This is a genomic window from Rhizobium sp. USDA 4016 (assembly GCF_056279705.1).
The window spans coordinates 1,871,711-1,890,186 of record NZ_JBWCCY010000004.1; the positions used below are offsets into that span (position 1 = coordinate 1,871,711).

Consider the following 18,476-nt stretch of genomic DNA (forward strand, 5'->3'; position numbering starts at 1 on the left):
CTCCTGTAAGGCTGAGACCTCAATCCGGCGAGGACGCATATGGACGATCACAGGACGGAGCCGGAAACGGTTGAGGAAATCCCGATTGAAAAGAACCGGACGCCGGTTTTCAATCTACCCGGCATCCTTTTGGCGACACTCTGTCTGCTCGGCGCGATCTATGCGGTCCAGTCGTTCATCCTCTCCGCAAACGTAGTCGACTGGCTTTTCATCACTTTCGGCTTCATTCCGGTACGCTATGTGATCCCGTTCTCGGAGCAGGGGCTGCAATGGCTCTGGTCGCCGGTGACCTATTCTCTGCTGCACGGCAGCGTGGAGCATATCCTCTTCAATGGGCTGTGGCTGATGGCTTTCGGCGCGCCGGTCGTGCGCCGCATCGGAAGCTTGCGCTATGTCATCTTCTGGGTTCTCTCATCGGTCGCCTCGGCAGCGCTTCACGCCGGATTGAACTGGGGCGATCCGACCTTGCTCATCGGCGCTTCCGGTGTCGTTTCCGGGCTCATGGGGGCGGCCTGCCGTTTTGCGTTTCCGCCGGAGCGGAAGGTGACGCGTCCGGCACATCTCAATCCGCGCCTGTCGGTGGCCGAGTCCTTTCGCAGCCGCACGGTGGTGGTATTCACGCTCTTCTGGCTGATTGGCAACGGGCTGATCGCCGTCGGCATTCCACTGATCGGCGACCCGAACCAGCCGATCGCCTGGGACGCACATATCGGTGGTTTCGTTTTCGGATTCTTCCTTTTCTCGCTCTTCGACCGGAATATTCCTGCGGAGCCTGAGGTTTCGGAAGAGCCGGATATATTGCAATCTTGAGCTTTGGAGTGCACCATTCGGCTGATCCGCGTTGGGACGAACAGCCCTTCGCAGGTGCCTCTGTTCAGTTAAGTGTTTCACTTTAGACATGGGAGGTTTCGAATGTCCAACACCGTAAAAGCCATCCTCGACCTGAAGGGCCGCAACGTCGTCACGGCCGGCGCGAACACGACCGCCGGCGAAGCGGCGAAAGTGCTCAGCAGCCGCAAGATCGGTGCCGTTGTCATTGTCGGCGTGGAAGGCCGTATTGCCGGGATCTTCACCGAACGCGATCTTGTCAATGCCGTTGCAAAGTTCGGCAAGGACTGCCTCGATCAGCCGGTTGTCTCGCTGATGACATCCAGGGTCTTCCGTTGCCATGAGGACACGACCGTCAACGAATTGATGGAACTGATGACCAGCCGGCGCTTCCGCCATCTGCCGGTTGAAACAAATGGAAAGCTCGTCGGCATCGTCTCAATCGGCGACGTCGTGAAGACGCGCATCGCAGAAGTCGAGCGCGAGACAGAAGAAATCAAGGCCTATATCGCGGGCTGAGGCGTTCGGCCCACCATCACGCCTGGGTGGCGAACGCTTCCTGCATCCGCCGGAGTTCGGGAAGCCGCGCTCTGGCTTCCTCGTATCCGCGCTCTATCGCTTCGCCAGCCCGGTGGAACTCCGACAGGCCGATGTCGCTGAGACGCGGATGCAGCGAAATGTCCGGCGGATCGCCGGCAAGGCGCGCGCGCGAAATTCTGTCCTGGATGATGTTGAAGGCTTGCACCATCACGCCGGTCATTCCGAGGCGGGCATAGGGGGCCTCCTCCTGCTTCTGCATCTCTTGAAGCGTCAAGGTCGCATTGTGCTTGACGACTGCGGACCGGCCGAAGAGGTCGTAGTTCAGATTGACAGCCACGACGAGCTGCTGTTCGTAGCTGCGGCAAACGGAAACCGGCACCGGATTGACCAGTGCGCCGTCGACCAGCGTGCGGCTGTTGCTGCGAACTGGCTCGAAGATGCCGGGCAGGGCATAGGATGCACGCAGCGCCGTAATCAGCGAGCCGCTGGAAATCCAGACCTCGTGGCCGGTGTTCACCTCCGCAGCCACGGCGACAAAGGGACGGTCGAGGTCTTCCACGTTCAGATCTTCGAGATGCTCCTGCATGCGCTTCGTCAGGCGCATGCCGCCGAAAAGTCCGCTGCCGCCGATGGTAAGATCTAGCAGGCTGGCAATGCGGCGCATCGTCAGCGAACGGGCGAAGGCCTCGAGCTCATCCAGCTTGCCGGCAAGATAGCAGCCGCCGACCAGCGCGCCGATCGAGGTTCCAGCGATCATGCCAACTTCGATGCCGGCCTCGTCCATTGCGCGCAGCACGCCGATATGCGCCCAGCCGCGCGCCGCACCGCCGCCAAGCGCCAGCGCAATCTTTGCTCTTTTAGGGGGAAGGGCGGACGTCGGAGGAGCGGTCATATCTGGAACTGTCGAGACACCGGAACCTGAACTGCCTGCTTCAGAGCTCTGACGATGCAAACTCCAGTTCAGCATGGTATGCCTCCTCCAGGCAGAAATATTTCAGTTGGTTATAGTGTCCCCGTTCCCTTTCCAAATCGTATACAGCAGCGCTATCTGTCTCAATAGCGAGCAGGTAACTGACACGCGCGCTATTTTCCGTAGACGTCTTTCGGGTCGAAATGCCGCTCGTCATCCACGATATCGAGCATTGGTTTCCCGTCCTGGAGCGTCACCGTGCGGTAGAAGCAGGAACGGCGGCCAGTATGGCACGTCGCGTCGTGACCGGCGACCTCTACTTTAAGCCAGATTGCATCCTGATCGCAGTCGGTACGGATTTCCTTCACCGTTTGGATGTTGCCGGAGGTTTCGCCCTTCATCCAGAGCTTGCCGCGAGACCGGCTGAAGTAATGTGCCTTGCCCGTCTGGATCGTCAGCGCCAGCGCCTGCGCGTTCATGTGCGCAACCATCAGGATCTCGCCGTCATGCACGTCGGTGACGATCGCGGTGATCAGGCCGCGATCATCGAAGCGGGGCGTGAAATCGCCGGCATCTTCCAGTTCGGATTTGTCGTCTGACGGCGCATTGAATGCAAAAGGCATCATTCGGCTCTCTTAATGAAGCCGTGTCAGCGGCTCCGCACCATGGTCATGAATCGCGCCTGTTCGGCGGGCTCGGCCTTGAAGATTCCGGTAAAGGTCGTCGTCAGCGTCGTGGAACCCTGTTTCTGTACGCCGCGCATCGCCATGCACATATGTTCGGCTTCGAGCATGACAGCAACGCCGCGCGGAGCCAGCGTATCATCGATCGCCTTGGCGATCTGTGCGGTCATGGTTTCCTGCGTCTGAAGGCGGCGGCCATAGATCTCGACGACGCGGGCGATCTTGGAAAGTCCAAGTACCTTGCCGTCAGGCATATAGGCGACATGTGCCTTGCCGATAATCGGCACCATGTGATGTTCGCAGTGCGAATAGAACGGAATATCCTTCACGAGAACCATATCATCGTAGCCGGCGACCTCTTCGAAGGTGCGGCCCAGAACGTCTTCCGGGTCCATTTCGTAGCCGGCGAAAAGTTCGCGATAGGCTTTGGCGACACGGGTAGGAGTATCGATCAGCCCTTCGCGCGACGGATCGTCACCAGCCCAACGAAGCAGAACGCGAATTGCGTCTTCGGCTTCCTTCTGGCTGGGGCGTTCGGCGTCACGGCTGGTCTGCGGAAAATTCTTTACGATGGCGTCCATACTGCTCAAGTCTCCTGGTCCACGAACTTTTGGACCGTCTTTCGGACTCGCCACTGGTATCCCTTGTCAGGAATGTTGCACCTTTGGCAGGCTCCGGGGCTTTCGGGGCAACTTATAGCCCGTCCGGCACGGTTTCCCAATCAAACTTACCCGAGGACCATTGCATTTTCATGGTCTTCGAACGACATACATATAGGAAGACGGCGTCTTCATGTAAGTATGCTAGCACGACACGGTGTGTTTTTTGTTTATGATACAATGACCGCCGAATAAGCCGATCCGCGGCAATCTGGAGCGGAATTCATCATGGACGACATCTATAACAGCAAAATCCTCGAATTTGCAGGCAACATTCCGCTGACAGGCAGCCTGGCCGATGCCGATGCAAGCGCACAGGCGCATTCGAAACTCTGCGGTTCCAAAGTGCGGATCTGGCTGAAGATGGACGGCGATACCGTCACCGCGTTTGCCCATGACGTCAAAGCCTGCGCGCTCGGCCAGGCATCCTCCTCGATCATGGCCCGGCACGTGATCGGCGCAACGGCCGGCGAACTCCGCAAGGCCCGCGAAGACATGCTCGCCATGCTGAAAGCGGACGGAGAAGGTCCAGATGGCCGCTTCGAGGACATGCGTTACCTGCGCCCGGTCAAGGATTACAAGGCTCGCCACGCGTCCACCATGCTGACTTTCGACGCTGTCGTCGATGCGGTTGGGCAGATCGAGGCAAAGCGCGCGGAAATGGCCGAGGCGTGAACATTGAGCGCTCCGCAATGTGACACCCCCCTCTATCACTTCGTGACATCTCCCCCACAAGGGGGAAGATCGGGATCGTGCGGCACTGCCGGCGCCTCCTCAAGACGCGGATGTTAGGCCATGTGCGAATTTTGCCCTCTTCAGCAGGACGACGACGACGATCTGCCGAAACGCAGGGTGTCCGGGATAATCTCGCCGGAAATGTCGCGAAGTGACAAAGAGGGGTATTCCGGGCCGGTGGCCAGATACTCCCGAAACTATACCGGCCCTTTCCGCAAGACCCCTGACCGGCTGCTCGGCATGGGACTGATCCGGCTTTATCAACTGACCTTATCCGGGTTTATCGGCAACTCATGCAGGCATATTCCGACGTGCTCAGAATATGGCTACGAGGCGATCGCACGCCATGGCCTGTGGGCCGGCGGGTGGATGACGCTCTTTCGTGTCGGGCGCTGCGGGCCGGGCGGAACGAGTGGTCTCGATCCCGTGCCTGAAGGGCTGGAGCAGCGCTTGCTTTGGTGGACGCCGTGGCGCTATTTTGCGCTCGGACGGAAAGCGGGCTGACGGCAAACCCATGCCACGCAAAACCGTCTACGTCGCGCTCCTTCACAGCATTGTGCTCGCGCCCGGTCGCCGGGTCGTGATGTCCGATCTTCGCGATATGGCCGCGGCACTCGGATACGGCAACCCGCGCACGCTGGTCTCGACCGGCAATATCGTCTTTGAAGCAGGCAGTGCGCCGCTCGGTGACATCGAAGCCAAGATTGAAGCTGCCTTCAAAACGAAATTCGGCAAGCCCGTCGATATCATCGTCCGCAAGGGCGCGGATTGGCTGAGACTGGCGAATTCAAATCCGTTTCCGGATGGCGATGGTAGCCAAGTGATCGTGCGCGTGATGCGCAAGCCGCTCGATCGGTCCGCCTTAACCACGCTTCAGAAGTACGTCGAAGCCACCCAGCGCTTGGCGATAACCAATGGCGATCTCTGGATCGATTTCGCCGGCAAACCCAGTGAATGGAAGCTGCTCTCGGCGCTCACGACCAGGCGTATGGGCGTCGGCACGCTGCGCAATTGGAACACGGTGCGAGGCCTTGCCGAAATGATCGGCTGATCAGGCCTTGCCTTTACTCACACGCCAAATCTCGGTATCAGGCGGCAGCGCATTCGTGCCGACGAAGCGCTTCATTGCAACCACCCGCATTCGTTGGCGGGACTGGACAAGGAGAATATCGATATGTCCCAATCCGTTTCCCTGACTTTCCCCGATGGCAGTCAACGCGACTTCGAGCCCGGCACGACCGGCCTCGACGTCGCCGAATCCATCTCCAAGTCGCTTGCCAAGAAGGCTGTCGCCATTGCGATCGACGGCACCGTGCGCGACCTTTCCGATCCCGTGACGGCGGGCAAAATCGAGATCATCACTCGCAGCGACGAGCGCGCCCTGGAACTCATCCGGCACGACGCAGCGCATGTCATGGCGGAAGCCGTGCAGGAGCTCTGGCCCGGTACACAGGTGACGATCGGCCCAGTCATCGAGAACGGCTTCTATTACGACTTCGCCAAGAACGAACCCTTCACGCTCGACGATCTGCCGAAGATCGAAAAGAAGATGAAGGAGATCATCGCCCGCAACGCGCCTTTCACCAAGCAAGTGTGGTCGCGTCAGAAGGCGAAGGAAGTGTTTGCCGCCAGGGGCGAGCAGTACAAGGTCGAACTCGTCGATGCCATCCCGGAAGGCCAGGATCTGAAGATCTACTATCAGGGCGACTGGTTCGACCTTTGCCGCGGCCCGCACATGGCATCGACCGGTCAGATCGGCTCGGCTTTCAAATTGTTGAAGGTGGCAGGCGCCTATTGGCGCGGCGATAGCAACAATGCGATGCTGTCCCGTATCTACGGCACGGCCTTTGCAGAGCAGTCCGAACTCGACAACTATCTCCACATGCTCGCCGAAGCCGAGAAGCGCGACCATCGCCGTCTCGGCCGCGAGATGGACCTGTTCCACTTCCAGGAAGAAGGCCCGGGCGTCGTCTTTTGGCACGGCAAGGGCTGGCGTATCTTCCAGGCGCTTGTCGCCTATATGCGGCGGCGCCTCGCTGCCGACTATCAGGAGGTCAACGCGCCGCAGATTCTTGATACTTCCCTTTGGGAAACCTCGGGGCATTGGGGCTGGTACCAGGAAAACATGTTCGCGGTGAAATCGGCGCATGCGCTGACGCATCCGGATGACAAGGAAGCCGACAACCGCGTCTTCGCACTGAAGCCGATGAACTGCCCGGGTCACGTGCAGATCTTCAAGCACGGGCTGAAATCCTATCGCGAACTGCCGATCCGCCTGGCAGAATTCGGTACGGTCCATCGTTACGAGCCGTCAGGCGCTCTCCACGGCCTGATGCGGGTGCGCGGCTTCACGCAGGACGACGCGCACATCTTCTGCACCGACGAGCAGATGGCCGCCGAGTGCCTGAAGATCAACGACCTGATCCTCTCGGTCTACAAGGACTTCGGTTTCGACGAGATTACCATCAAGCTCTCCATGCGCCCGGACAAGCGCGTCGGTTCGGATGAGCTCTGGGATCGCGCCGAGAGCGTCATGATGGACGTGCTCACCACCATCCAGCAGCAGTCGAACGACATCAAGACCGGCATCCTGCCGGGCGAGGGCGCGTTCTACGGCCCGAAGTTCGAATATACGCTGAAAGACGCGATCGGCCGTGAATGGCAGTGCGGCACCACTCAGGTGGACTTCAACCTGCCGGAGCGCTTCGGGGCCTTCTATATCGACAGCAATTCGGAGAAGACGCAGCCGGTGATGATCCACCGCGCCATCTGCGGCTCGATGGAACGCTTCCTCGGCATCCTGATCGAAAACTTCGCCGGTCATCTGCCGCTCTGGGTCTCGCCGCTGCAGGTCGTGGTCGCGACGATCACCTCGGAAGCGGACGGTTATGGCGCAGAAGTTGCCGAAGCGCTGCGCGAGGCGGGACTCAACGTCGAGACCGACTTCCGTAATGAGAAGATCAACTACAAGATCCGCGAGCATTCCGTTACGAAAGTTCCCGTCATCGTCGTCTGCGGGCGGAAGGAAGCCGAGGAACGGACTGTCAATATCCGCCGCCTAGGCAGCCCGGAGCAGACCTCGATGCCGCTCGAGGCGGCAATCGAGAACCTTGCCTGGGAAGCGACGCCACCGGATATCCGCCGCAAGATCGAAGCCAAGAAAGCGAAGGCTGCCTGATTTCTGTCAGACAGTTGTCATCGCTTTGAAATATAGCCGTCCGGTCTTCCACCTGAGGCCGGACGGCTTTGCGATTCAAACAGCTATCTTATGCGAGGGAGAGCGATCCGCGTCTCAAGCGCTGGCTGATCCGCTCGATCGAGGGGCTCTCCGGCCGCGATCGTTACGTGCAGCTCTACGATATCTGGCGCAGCGATATCGTTCCGACGCGCGAAGGCGTATTCGGCAAACTCCTTGATCTCCTAGATGTCCGCCTCGACATCAATGGTGCCTGGCCACCGCAACTTACCGCGGATCGGCCGCTTGTCATCGTCGCCAACCATCCGTTCGGTATCGGAGACGGCATTGCCGTATTGGCGCTTGCCGAACGGCTTGGACGGCCATTCCGCGTTCTCATCCATAACGAATTGCTCAAGGTTCCGGAAATGGCGGCCTATTCGCTTCCGATATCCTTCGATGAGACGAAAGAGGCCGTCGGCCTCAACATGGAGACGCGCCGGGAGGCGGTCCGGCTTCTGAAGGATGGCGTTGTCGTCATCATCTTCCCGGGTGGCGGCGTCGCCACCGCGAAGAACGGTTTCGGCCGCGCCGAGGATTTGCCCTGGAAGATTTTTCCTGCCAAGCTCGTCCAGGCGGCCGGTGCAAGCGTTCTGCCCATCTATTTCGAGGGCCAGAACGGGCGGCTCTTTCATATCGTCAGCCGCTTCTCGCTGACGCTTCGCCTCTCATTGTTGATCCGCGAATTCCGCCGGCTGTCAGGCAAGACGATCACAGCGCATGCAGGTCCGGTCCTGCCTTACGAAAAGCTGAGAAGGAACGACCGCAAGGCCCTGCTGGCAGCGCTTTACGATGCGGTCTTTTCGTTGGGTTCCGACATCAAACGAAAGCGCATGTGAAAATTCAATCGGTATCGGCGCCCGTCGTGCCGCTGCCCGGCAGCAGTTGCTCATAGGAAGGCAGCGGCGCCTGCGCGGAACTCTGCGGCTCGCCGGCGGCTGATGGCTGCGGTTCCTGCTGCAGCGTCGTCGCCGCGCTTGCCGGTTCCTGCGGCTGCTCGTTCTTCATCAGCACTTCGACATCGGTATTCTTACCGGCCTCGACCTTGAAGTCGCGCTGATAGATCTTGTCCTTGTTGCGCGCGACGGCGGAATATTCGCCTTCGGCTAGCACCATCGTCGGAAAAGCGCTGACGCTTTCGCCGACGCTATCGCCCGCAGCCGTCAGGATCGACCAGGCCGTATCAGCGATCGCTTCGCCGCCTGCTTCGGAAACCAGCTTGAAGGTGATCTGTGCTGCACGGTGCTGAATGGTCGCTTCCGTGAGCCCTCCCGCTTCCACCTGGATATCGGCGCGGATGACGGCGTTGACGTCGCCATATTCAGAAACGATGTGGTAGGTGCCGGCGTTCAGCCTGACGACGGTGTTCGGCGAGACGTCTGCCGTCACCAATCCGCGTTCGCCGTCGTCGCGTACTTCCGACGAGTAGATGGAGAAGCGCAACTGATCCGGGCGGATGCGAACGTCGGAGCCGGACACAGCGTTGAGCAGCAAGCCGCCCGCATCGAGCACCATCACCTGCTTGTCGAGCTTGCCGCTGTCGGGAACATTCACCTTCCGGGTAACACCGGCGCGGCCGAAGGACACGTTTACCAGATAGTCGCCCGGCGCCAGTTGGAAAGCCGCCGACCCGCCACGGGCGCTCGCCACCAGCGGCAGCTTGCCGTCAGCGCCGGCGATCGGGCTGAACACGTACCAGGAAAGGCCGTCTTCCACCGGCTGGCCGTCGGCCGTCAGCTTCGCCTCGATCTCGACCTCGTGCAACGCGGCCCCTTGCGGTGCGCTGCCGGGGGCGATGAAAGCGTTGAGCTTCGGCATTTTCGCCGTCGTATCGAGCTGCTTGAATTCCTTGAACGCGTCCTGCGCGCTTGCGCCAAAGGGCAGCCAAGCCGCCAGAACAAGCGCAAGAGCCATACGCGCAAAAGGCAAAATGCCGGGCATGTGTTTCCTGAACAAGATTGACTTCTGAAATCACAGAGGCCACTTCAAGACCAACGCGATGGCAAATTCAAGACCCATCCATCCCGCTGTCATGAAAATGAAAGTTTCTCCCGCATGAAATCCGATATCAAGCTGATCGATTACCTCGCCGTGCGCCGCTCCATCCCCGCATTCCAGATGAGCGAACCGGGACCGGAAAAGGCGGAGATCGAGGAAATCCTCCGTCTGGCATCTCGCGTTCCCGACCACGGCAAGCTCGCGCCCTGGCGCTTCATCGTCTATCGCGGCGAAGAGCGCGTCCATATCGGAAAGGAGCTTCTGAAGCTGGCGCTCGAAGCCAAGCCCGATCTTTCCGAGGACATGATCGAGGTCGAGCGTGCGCGCTTCACCCGCGCGCCGGTCGTCATCGCCGTCGTCAGCAAAGCCGGGCCGCATTTCAAGATTCCTGAATGGGAACAGATCATGTCGGCAGGCGCTGTATGCCTCAATATTATCTTCTCGGCCAACGCCCATGGCTGGGTGGCCAACTGGCTGACCGAGTGGTTCGCCTATGACGAGCGTGCCTATCGGCTGCTTGGCGTCCAGCCAGGCGAACGGGTTGCCGGCTTCGTCCATATCGGCTCGACAAATTTTCCCGCAGTTGAACGACCGCGTCCGGAAATATCGGAAACGGTCACTTGGGTTGGTGGGGACGCTTGATGTTCTACCCGACCGAAACGAACAGGCATGGCCTGTCGCACGATCCGTTCAAGGCGATCGTCGCGCCGCGTCCGATCGGCTGGATCGGCACGAAGGGCAGGGACGGCTCGCTGAACCTCGGCCCCTATTCTTTCTTCAACGCCGTTTCCGACCGGCCGAAGTTGGTGATGTTTTCCTCCAGCGGCCGCAAGCACAGCCAGCGCAACGCAGCGGAAACCGGGGTCTTCACCTGCAATTTCGTCAGCCGCAACCTTGTCGAACAGATGAACCTGTCATCGGCGGCGCTGCCTTACGGCATCAACGAGTTCGAGCTGGGGGGCCTGACGGCAAAGCGGGGTGAGCTTGTCGATGCGCCCTATGTCGGTGAGGCTTTCGCGGTGCTCGAATGCAAGGTGACCGAACTGATCGAACCCAAGACCCTCTCGGGCGAGCCTTCGGAGAGTGTCATGGTTCTCGGCGAGGTCGTCGGAATCCATATCGACGAGCAGATCATCCGCGAGGGGCGCCTGGATATGTCGATCGCGCGGCCTGTCGCACGCATGGGGTACATGGATTACAGCGAAGGCAGCGACGTCTTCGAGCTGCTGCGCCCGCAAGTGCCGAACGATCTGATCGCGGCTGGCAAGGGTTAATGAATATGATGAACCAATCGTAAACCATTTCTCAGTAGCCTCATTCCAAGGGTAGAGCGCGAAGGAATCGCGTTCGCAGGTTGGGGCGTAGTGTGATCGTAGAGGCTTTTCTTCGCTGGGTTGAAACTGCCAAGGCCGGAGACAGGGCTCGCGCCGCAAGCGCGCTTGGCCGTGCCTATCTACAATCCGAAATGCTTCCCGAGGAACGCAGGGCCGCCGAAATGGCGATGACCTTCCTGCTCGACGATCCATCGCCGCGCGTGCGTCTGGCACTGGTCGAAGCGATCGCTTGGTCTGACGAAGCGCCGCGCGCCCTCATTCTTGCCCTCGCCGAAGACCAGCCGGAGATCGCCTGCCATGCGGTGACGTGTTCCCCGCTTCTTTCGGACGCCGATCTCGTCGATCTCGCAGCCCGCGGCGGCAGCGTCACCCGTATCTTGATCGCCGCACGCGCATCGATCTCGCGTGCTGTTTCAGCCGCTCTTGCGGAGGTCGGCGACGAAGAGGATATTCTCTGCCTTCTCGAAAACGAGGGAGCCGCGATTGCTCCAGTATCCCTGAAGCGCATTGCGGCGCGGCTAGGCGACTGTTGCGATATCCGCAATCTTCTGCTTGATCGCGCCGATCTGCCGGTCGATGCCCGTCAGCTGCTGACGCAGCATGTCAGCAATGCATTGGTCGCCTTGCCCTTGGCGCAGGCCGCAATCGGCCTCAATCGTCTGGAGCGCATCAGCCGCGAGGCGACGCAGGCGGCCGTCGTGTCGCTTGTCGGCGAGATCCAGCCGCGCCAGATCGCCGATCTCGTCGAGCATCTGCGTCTTAATGGCCATTTGACGCCGTCCTTTCTCATGCATGCCCTCTGCTCCGGCAAGGTGGATTTCTTCGCCGGCGCCATTGTCAATCTCACCGGCTGCACCGAAAAGCGCGTGCGCTCCATCCTTGCCACCGGCCGCATGCATGCGGTACGCGCCCTCTACGAGGCGGCCGGGCTCACCCGCGAGATCAGCACAGTGTTCGTCGAGGCGACGCTTCTCTGGCGCGAAGCTTCCAAAAAAACCGCAGGCACAATGCTTGCCAACGTTTGCGGCAGGCTGCTCGAACGCTTCCGTCACCACGACGGCATCCATGGCGCCGTCAGCGAGTTGCTCGATCTGGTCGAGAAGCTTCACATCGCTGAGCAACGCCAATCGGCCCGCAGCTACGCATCGCTGACGGCGCTCGCGGCAGCCTAATTTAATTCTTGAAGCGCTGAACCGCCCAGGAATAGCCAACTGAAACGAAATGCACCGGCTTCTCCAGCGTATGCTTGACGCTTTCGCCGGTTGGCAGGTGTGTGTGAACCTGATCGGCAATGCGTATCGCGAAAGCGCGAATGCCTGTCTTTCCAGTCTCCTGGCCAGTCTCCTGGACGGACGGCACCGGGGCGGGCAGAGCTTCGGCGACTTTGGGCTGTTCCGGCGCGATCGCAGGCTTCGGTGCTTCGCAGACGGCGATCACGGTCGGGTAGTTGGCATCGGCGAAGGACTTGAGCCGCTTTTCCGACTCGGCATCGCACATGGCCACCGTGTCCCAGTGCTTATCGACCGTTGCGACATAATTGCATTGCGTCACCGAATCATTGCACCCGAAAATGGTCATGGCGACGAGGATGGCTTGCATAATCGAACCCTTTGGTTATTGAAATCCACTGTCATAGACGGGGCAATTCCAACCGAAAGATGGCGGCTGCATTAACCTTTCGTCATGCGCCGCGATAGGCCCCGCAAAACCGGGGAATGCCATGTCCGTCACCGTCGCTCTTGAATCGCCGCGCCAGCCGGAGATCATCCGCTTGCTCGACCTTTCGGATGCCTATACGCAGTCGCTTTATCCTGCCGAAAGCAATCACCTGGTCGATCTCTCGACCCTGGAAAAGTCCATCGCAAGCTTCTTCGTGGCGCGGAATGCAGGAGAAATCGTCGGCTGTGCGGCACTCCTGGAGGCGGGAGACGGTACGGCGGAGATCAAGCGCATGTTCGTCGATCCGGAGGCGAGAGGACTGAAGGTCGCAAGCCGCCTGATGGAGCGGCTGGAGGAGCGTGCCCGGGCGCTGGGTCTCGATGCGATCCGGCTCGAGACCGGCATCTATCAGCCGGAGGCGGTCGGTCTTTATCGCAAATACGGCTATGCCGACGTCGGACCCTTCGGCTCGTACCTGCCGGACCCGCTCAGCCTCTTCATGGAGAAGCGGCTGAAATGATCAGCCGTCGGCCGCGCGCTGCACCGGCGGCGCCTGCTCGTCGATCATGACTTCCGGGCCGAGAGCGGTCTGATCGTTCGTCTTCACTTCGTGCATCCATTCGCGCCAGATCGCGACGAGCAGTGCCATCAAGACCGGGCCGATGAAGAGACCGAGGAAGCCCATGGTCTTCACGCCGCCGACGAGGCCGAAGAAAGTCGGAAGGAAGGGAAGCTTGATCGGGCCGCCGACAAGCTTCGGACGCAGCGTCTTGTCGACGATGAAGAGTTCGACCGTGCCCCAGATGAAGAGCGCGACCCCGGCGACATGCGATCCGCTGGCGACGAGATAGATCGAAACCAAGGTGAACGAGAGCGGCGCGCCGCCGGGTATCAATGCCATGATGCCCGTCAGGACGCCGAGTGTCACAGGCGAGGGGACGCCGGCGATCCAGTAGGCGACGCCGAGCACGATGCCTTCGCCGATCGCGATCAGCGTCATGCCCATAACGGTGGAACTGATCGTTGCCGGAACGACGCGCGAAATCCGCTCCCAGCGATTGGGCAGGATGCGTTCGCCAAGCATGTCGATCTGACGCGAGAAGGACGCGCCGTCGCGATAGACGAAGAACAGCGCGATCAGCATGAAAAGCAGCGTCAGGAGCAGGTGGAACGACGCGCCGCCGGCTGCGAGAACCGCGCGGTAGATATTGCCGATATTGGCACCGCTGACAGCCTGGATGACTTCACCCAAAGAGCCGGGACTGCCGATATATTTCGTCCAGAGATCGTCGAGATAAGGCCCTGCAAAAGGCAAAGCGAGGATCCACTGTGGTGTGGGCGCGCCCTGCCGGTTGGCGTGAATGATCCAGGCGACCCATTCGCGCACCTCGCCCGTCGTATAGGTGATCGCAAGCCCGATCGGGATAACGAGGAAGGTCACGATGAGGATGATCGCGATCGTGGCCGCGATCGTCGTGTTGCCGCCGACGCGCGCAAGAAGTCTGCGATAGAGGGGCCAACTCGCAAACCCGATGACGAGTGCGGCCAGAACCGGAACGACGAAGCCGTAAAAGAAATAGACGCCTGCCGCAACGATGAGGATCAAAAGCCAGCGGGCCGCGGAAATCGAGGGAATGAGCGGCGTGCGTGTGGGCGCAGAAGGCCCAAGCCACCGCGGCTCGCCAGGCAGTTTCTTGTTGCTCGAGAGGCTCACGTCGCTTTTTATTCCTTCTTCTCAATCACGGATATGCGCCATTGGGAGCCCGGACGCAAGCATATCGATCGTCTAAGGGCCGGCCTCTTCCAATCGAAGGTGCGCCAAGTCGTCAGGGCAACGGGATATCTTAAACCTCTGTACGGAATGTGACGGAATTTTCTTCCGAACCTTGCTAGCCCGTGAAAATGGCCGCACGTTGGGCATCAGGATTCATAAGGATCGTTCGGACGATGATGAAATTTTCAGCGGAAGTATCATGGCAGCGCGGCGGGGGCAGTTTCACGGACGGCAAGTACAGCCGCGGCCATATGTGGAATTTCGATGGCGGCCTTTCGGTGCCTGCTTCGGCATCGCCGCACAACGTGCCGCTTCCGTACTCGATCGCCGAGAACGTCGATCCCGAGGAGGCCTATGTCGCGGCGCTCTCAAGTTGCCATATGCTGTTCTACCTGTGGCTTGCCTCGAAGAAGGGCATCGTCGTCGACAGCTATCTCGATACGGCGACCGGGATCATGGAGAAGGTCGACGGAAAAATGCTCGTCGGCCGCGTCGAGCTGAAGCCGGCCGTGGTCTATGCGGACGAAGCGCCGAGCCGCGAAATGGAGGAAAAGCTCCATCACGAGGCCCATGAGCTCTGTTTCCTCGCCAACTCGGTGAAGACGAAAATCGAAGTCCGCCTCGACTAGCTGGACGATCCCTCGGTTGCTATTGCGGACGGCGCAGTATTTTGAAGACGTAGAACTGCGTCTTCTGGCTTGTCGAGAAGTTGTTGTCAGAGCCGAGGATCAGCGCGTCGCTCCCGTCCTTCGCCTTGCCGATCGCCATGGACTCGATATTGTCCGGCACCAGGCCGGCTGCACGCAGATCGAGAACTTGGCTCTTGCGGACGGGAACCACACGCTGATCGGTCTTCGCAAGCGAGGCGATCGCCGAGATGTCTGTAGCGCCGTCGAGATCGATCATGAAGATCTTCACGTTGTTGCCGACGCCTTGGGCATAGCTGCGCTCGACGGCGAGCAACCGGTGACCGTCGAGTGCGATGATCTCCGACATGCCGTTGTCGTTGCCGCCGTCAGCCTTCGCCGCCGCCTGTGGGATAGGCGAGATTGGATAGACATACTGCGCCTTCGGTTCGCCGGTCGTCCCATCATAGCGGATGATGCGCGCAAGGCTGCCGTTCACAAGGGAAGCTGCCGGGCCGTCCTGGTAGAGCGCCGCCTCGATGGCAACGAAGACATCGCCGGAAGGCGCGATCGCAAGGTCTTCGAAGGCGAGGTTGTCGCGGATGCCCGTCGACTTGTCGGCTGTCGGAGCAAAGCCTTCCGGCAACTTGAACTCCCGCATGAAGGCGCCGTCCTGCGAAGCGACGCGGACGAAGGGGGCGATCAGCGCCTTGCCGTCGCCTTCGCTGCCCCAGTAGATGCCATCCCGGCCGAACCGGATCGACTCGGGATCGACGGTGCGCCTGGCGAAGGGTTCGCCGTTTTTGTCCTTCAGCGTCACCTGCTTGACGACGGCAACGCCCTTGAGGCGGGCGCCGTCGACATCGACTGCGAGCTCGTAAAAGCGAGCCGGGCCTTTTTCCGAGCGGTCGTCGCTGATGGCGATGTAGTGGCCCGTTGCCGCGTCGAAATCGAGGCCGGAAATGCCGCCGAATTCGACACCGTTTTCCACGTGGCCTGTCGGGATGACGAATTCGCCGAGATAGGAGAGGGAGATGCCGGCCGCGCAGTCGCCAAAGGGGCAGGACGTCTCGAAGGTCGCGCCGATATCGGTCGCGTGGATAGTGGCGGCGCTGGACAGGAGCGCAAAAGCGGCAGTCGCGAGAAAACGCTTGATCATGGCAAACATCCGGCTGGCAAGGGGTGATGAGCGGAACGAACCGCGCGGCCAATCCCCGAAGGAACGGCGCGCCGCTCGCGGCGCTTCTCATGCACCGGTTATTTGACGGAGTTGTTACGGTTCTTCGTCAGTTCCGTGAAATAGCGGAAGCTCAAATATCGAGATTTTCGGCAAAGGCAGCACGTTCCTGAATGAAGCGGAAGCGCGCATCCGGCTTGGTGCCCATCAGGTCGTCGACCGCGGTGCGGGTTCCTTCGAAATCGACCTCATCGATCACCACGCGCAGCAGCGTGCGCTTGCTCGGATCCATGGTCGTTTCCTTGAGTTGCGCGGGCAGCATTTCGCCGAGACCCTTGAAGCGGCTGATCTCGATCTTCGCCTTGCCCTTGAATTCCGTTTCCATCAGCTCCTGCCGGTGGGCGTCGTCGCGCGCATAGGCGGACTTGGCACCCTGGGTGATCTTGTAGAGCGGAGGCACGGCAAGGAACAGGTGGCCGCCGCGCACGAGCTCGGGCATCTCCTGATAGAAGAAAGTGATCAGCAATGACGCGATGTGGGCGCCGTCGACATCGGCATCGGTCATCACGACGATGCGCTCGTAGCGCAGGTCTTCCTCGCGATATTTGGAACGGGTACCACAGCCGAGAGCCTGAACGAGATCCGCAAGCTGCTGGTTGGCGCCGAGCTTTTCGCGGCCGGCGCTCGCAACGTTCAGGATCTTGCCGCGCAAAGGCAGGATCGCCTGATTGGCGCGGTTGCGCGCCTGCTTGGCGGAACCGCCTGCCGAGTCGCCTTCGACGATGAAGAGTTCGGCGCCCTGAGCGGTGTTCTGCGCACAATCGGCTAATTTGCCCGGAAGGCGCAATTTGCGCACGGCCGTCTTGCGGTTGACTTCCTTTTCCTTGCGGCGGCGCAGACGCTCTTCGGCGCGCTCGATTACCCAGTCGAGCAGCTTTTCGGCCTCGTTGGGATTGTCCGCCAGGTAATGATCGAAGGGATCGCGAAGCGCGTTCTCGACGATGCGCTGCGCCTCGACGGTCGCAAGCCTGTCCTTGGTCTGGCCGACGAATTCCGGCTCGCGGATGAAAACCGACAGCATGCCGACGGCGGAAATCATCACATCGTCGGTGGTGATCTGCGCTGCGCGCTTGTTCTGCGTCAGGTCGGCATAGGCCTTCAGCCCCTTGGTCAGCGCGATGCGCAGGCCTGCCTCATGCGTGCCGCCCTCTGGCGTCGGAATGGTGTTGCAATAGGAGTGGATCTGCTGGTCGCCGCCGTACCAGGTGATCGCCCATTCGAGCGAACCATGGCCGCTTGCTTTCTCTGTCTTGCCGGCGAAGATTTCGCGGGTGACGGTGAACTCCTTGCCCATCGTCGCCTGCAGGTAGTCTTTCAGCCCGCCGGGGAAGTGGAAGACTGCCCTATCCGGGATTTCCGAGCCTTCCGGGAGCACGCCTTCATCGCAACTCCAGCGGATTTCGACGCCGCCGAAAAGATAGGCTTTCGAGCGTGCCATGCGGAAGACGCGCCCGGCATCGAATTTCGCATGGTCGCCGAAAATCTGCGGATCGGGATGGAAGCGCACGCGGGTGCCGCGGCGGTTATGCACATCGCCTAGCTCCTCGAGACCGCCCTGCGGCATGCCGCGCGAAAAACGCTGGCGATAGAGCTTGCGGTTTCGCGCCACTTCAACCTCGAGATAATCCGACAGCGCGTTGACGACCGAAACGCCGACGCCGTGCAGACCGCCCGAGGTCTCGTAAGCCTTGCCGTCGAACTTGCCGCCGGCATGGAGCTTGGTCATGATGACTTCGAGCGTCGATTTGCCCGGAACCTGGGGATGGTTCTCGACGGGGATGCCGCGGCCATTATCACTGACCGTCAGATAGCCCTGGATGTCGAGATGCACCTCGATAAAATTTGCATGGCCGGCGACCGCTTCGTCCATCGAGTTGTCGATGACTTCGGCAAAGAGGTGGTGCAGCGCCTTTTCGTCCGTGCCGCCGATATACATGCCGGGGCGCATGCGCACCGGTTCCAAGCCTTCGAGAACCCGGATGGAGGACGCGCCGTAGTCGTCCGGGCCCGAGGCTGCCGGGGCAGGGCGCAACGCAGGGGCCGTCGCAGCAGGCCTTTCGGCAGGCTTTGCGGCCGCCTCCTGCTTCGGCATCAGGGGCATTCCGGAAAAGAGGTCGTTGCTGTCATCCATGGAGTCGTTCAGATCTTCAATCCTGTCTTGGGCCGCACGTACGCTTAGGGCCAGACCCAAAATCACCGCATTTGATGTCACGTTAGCGAATCAGGCAGATTCTGCCAGAAAGCGTCTCGTTACGCGA

Annotated in this window: 20 protein-coding genes; 12 read left to right on the forward strand and 8 right to left on the reverse strand. The window is 60.5% G+C overall.

Translation table 11 applies throughout. The features are described from left to right. The first annotated feature begins 39 nt into the window (after nt 1–39). Together ACZ9DP_RS24440 and ACZ9DP_RS24445 are read left to right on the forward strand one after the other, a co-directional pair. On the forward strand, nt 40–810 hold the full coding sequence (locus tag ACZ9DP_RS24440; protein WP_476203829.1) for a rhomboid family intramembrane serine protease: 771 nt from the start codon (nt 40–42) through the stop codon (nt 808–810). 102 nt (nt 811–912) lie between these two features. Beyond that, nucleotides 913–1,347, forward strand: a complete 435-nt coding sequence (locus tag ACZ9DP_RS24445) for a CBS domain-containing protein (protein WP_074068211.1) — start codon at nt 913–915, stop codon at nt 1,345–1,347. A 16-nt stretch (nt 1,348–1,363) separates the two neighbouring features. On the opposite strand, the gene ACZ9DP_RS24450 is transcribed toward ACZ9DP_RS24445, so the two are convergent. From ACZ9DP_RS24450 to folE, 3 genes are all read right to left on the reverse strand, one after another. Then, nucleotides 1,364–2,335 (reverse strand): patatin-like phospholipase family protein, encoded by a 972-nt coding sequence (locus tag ACZ9DP_RS24450; RefSeq protein ID WP_074068209.1) that lies wholly within the window; start codon nt 2,333–2,335, stop codon nt 1,364–1,366. A gap of 116 nt (nt 2,336–2,451) precedes the next feature. Then, entirely contained in the window at nt 2,452–2,904 is a 453-nt protein-coding gene (hisI, locus tag ACZ9DP_RS24455) for a phosphoribosyl-AMP cyclohydrolase (protein WP_039844956.1), read from the reverse strand. A gap of 23 nt (nt 2,905–2,927) precedes the next feature. After that, nucleotides 2,928–3,542, reverse strand: coding sequence for a GTP cyclohydrolase I FolE (gene folE, locus ACZ9DP_RS24460; protein WP_022715673.1), 615 nt, complete (start codon nt 3,540–3,542; stop codon nt 2,928–2,930). Nucleotides 3,543–3,848: 306 nt separating this feature from the next. Between folE and ACZ9DP_RS24465 the strand changes: the two genes are divergently transcribed. From ACZ9DP_RS24465 to ACZ9DP_RS24485, 5 genes are all read left to right on the forward strand, one after another. Then, entirely contained in the window at nt 3,849–4,295 is a 447-nt protein-coding gene (locus tag ACZ9DP_RS24465; protein ID WP_194729746.1) for an iron-sulfur cluster assembly scaffold protein, read from the forward strand. 201 nt (nt 4,296–4,496) lie between these two features. Continuing rightward, on the forward strand, nt 4,497–4,859 hold the full coding sequence (yidD, locus tag ACZ9DP_RS24470; protein WP_476205472.1) for a membrane protein insertion efficiency factor YidD: 363 nt from the start codon (nt 4,497–4,499) through the stop codon (nt 4,857–4,859). 10 nt (nt 4,860–4,869) lie between these two features. Continuing rightward, nucleotides 4,870–5,406, forward strand: coding sequence for a DUF1697 domain-containing protein (locus ACZ9DP_RS24475; protein WP_476203830.1), 537 nt, complete (start codon nt 4,870–4,872; stop codon nt 5,404–5,406). A 123-nt stretch (nt 5,407–5,529) separates the two neighbouring features. After that, on the forward strand, nt 5,530–7,533 hold the full coding sequence (gene thrS / locus ACZ9DP_RS24480; protein ID WP_476203831.1) for a threonine--tRNA ligase: 2,004 nt from the start codon (nt 5,530–5,532) through the stop codon (nt 7,531–7,533). Between the two features lie 68 nt (nt 7,534–7,601). After that, on the forward strand, nt 7,602–8,429 hold the full coding sequence (locus tag ACZ9DP_RS24485; RefSeq protein ID WP_194729742.1) for a lysophospholipid acyltransferase family protein: 828 nt from the start codon (nt 7,602–7,604) through the stop codon (nt 8,427–8,429). A 4-nt stretch (nt 8,430–8,433) separates the two neighbouring features. Here the strand turns inward: ACZ9DP_RS24485 and ACZ9DP_RS24490 are convergent, their stop codons facing one another. Beyond that, nucleotides 8,434–9,531, reverse strand: a complete 1,098-nt coding sequence (locus ACZ9DP_RS24490; protein ID WP_194729741.1) for a hypothetical protein — start codon at nt 9,529–9,531, stop codon at nt 8,434–8,436. Between the two features lie 114 nt (nt 9,532–9,645). Here ACZ9DP_RS24490 and ACZ9DP_RS24495 point away from each other — a divergent pair, with 114 nt between their 5' ends. The 3 genes from ACZ9DP_RS24495 (at nt 9,646) to ACZ9DP_RS24505 (ending at nt 12,094) form a co-directional block, all read left to right on the forward strand. After that, nucleotides 9,646–10,230, forward strand: a complete 585-nt coding sequence (locus ACZ9DP_RS24495; RefSeq protein ID WP_074068193.1) for a nitroreductase family protein — start codon at nt 9,646–9,648, stop codon at nt 10,228–10,230. Then, nucleotides 10,230–10,862 (forward strand): flavin reductase family protein, encoded by a 633-nt coding sequence (locus ACZ9DP_RS24500; protein ID WP_283072045.1) that lies wholly within the window; start codon nt 10,230–10,232, stop codon nt 10,860–10,862. Before ACZ9DP_RS24495 ends, ACZ9DP_RS24500 begins: the two co-directional genes overlap by 1 nt. 92 nt (nt 10,863–10,954) lie before the next feature. Next, nucleotides 10,955–12,094 carry a DUF2336 domain-containing protein gene (locus tag ACZ9DP_RS24505; protein ID WP_476203832.1) on the forward strand — a complete coding sequence of 380 codons (1,140 nt, stop codon included), beginning with the start codon at nt 10,955–10,957 and terminating at the stop codon, nt 12,092–12,094. 1 nt (nt 12,095) lies between these two features. Here the strand turns inward: ACZ9DP_RS24505 and ACZ9DP_RS24510 are convergent, their stop codons facing one another. Next, the gene (locus ACZ9DP_RS24510; protein ID WP_476203833.1) at nt 12,096–12,521 is read right to left on the reverse strand and encodes a hypothetical protein; all 426 of its coding nucleotides are present in this window, start codon (nt 12,519–12,521) and stop codon (nt 12,096–12,098) included. Between the two features lie 121 nt (nt 12,522–12,642). Here ACZ9DP_RS24510 and ACZ9DP_RS24515 point away from each other — a divergent pair, with 121 nt between their 5' ends. Then, nucleotides 12,643–13,101: a GNAT family N-acetyltransferase gene (locus ACZ9DP_RS24515; protein WP_476203834.1), complete on the forward strand. Its 459-nt coding sequence runs from the start codon at nt 12,643–12,645 to the stop codon at nt 13,099–13,101. Here the strand turns inward: ACZ9DP_RS24515 and ACZ9DP_RS24520 are convergent, their stop codons facing one another. Continuing rightward, a complete protein-coding gene (locus tag ACZ9DP_RS24520; RefSeq protein ID WP_476203835.1) occupies nt 13,102–14,295 on the reverse strand; it encodes an AI-2E family transporter in 1,194 nt (397 codons plus the stop codon). Between the two features lie 233 nt (nt 14,296–14,528). Here ACZ9DP_RS24520 and ACZ9DP_RS24525 point away from each other — a divergent pair, with 233 nt between their 5' ends. Then, nucleotides 14,529–14,984 carry an OsmC family protein gene (locus ACZ9DP_RS24525; protein WP_476203836.1) on the forward strand — a complete coding sequence of 152 codons (456 nt, stop codon included), beginning with the start codon at nt 14,529–14,531 and terminating at the stop codon, nt 14,982–14,984. Between the two features lie 19 nt (nt 14,985–15,003). Here the strand turns inward: ACZ9DP_RS24525 and ACZ9DP_RS24530 are convergent, their stop codons facing one another. Then, on the reverse strand, nt 15,004–16,140 hold the full coding sequence (locus ACZ9DP_RS24530; RefSeq protein ID WP_476203837.1) for an esterase-like activity of phytase family protein: 1,137 nt from the start codon (nt 16,138–16,140) through the stop codon (nt 15,004–15,006). Between the two features lie 151 nt (nt 16,141–16,291). Further along, the gene (parE, locus tag ACZ9DP_RS24535; RefSeq protein WP_476203838.1) at nt 16,292–18,349 is read right to left on the reverse strand and encodes a DNA topoisomerase IV subunit B; all 2,058 of its coding nucleotides are present in this window, start codon (nt 18,347–18,349) and stop codon (nt 16,292–16,294) included. Nucleotides 18,350–18,476 lie beyond the last annotated feature (127 nt).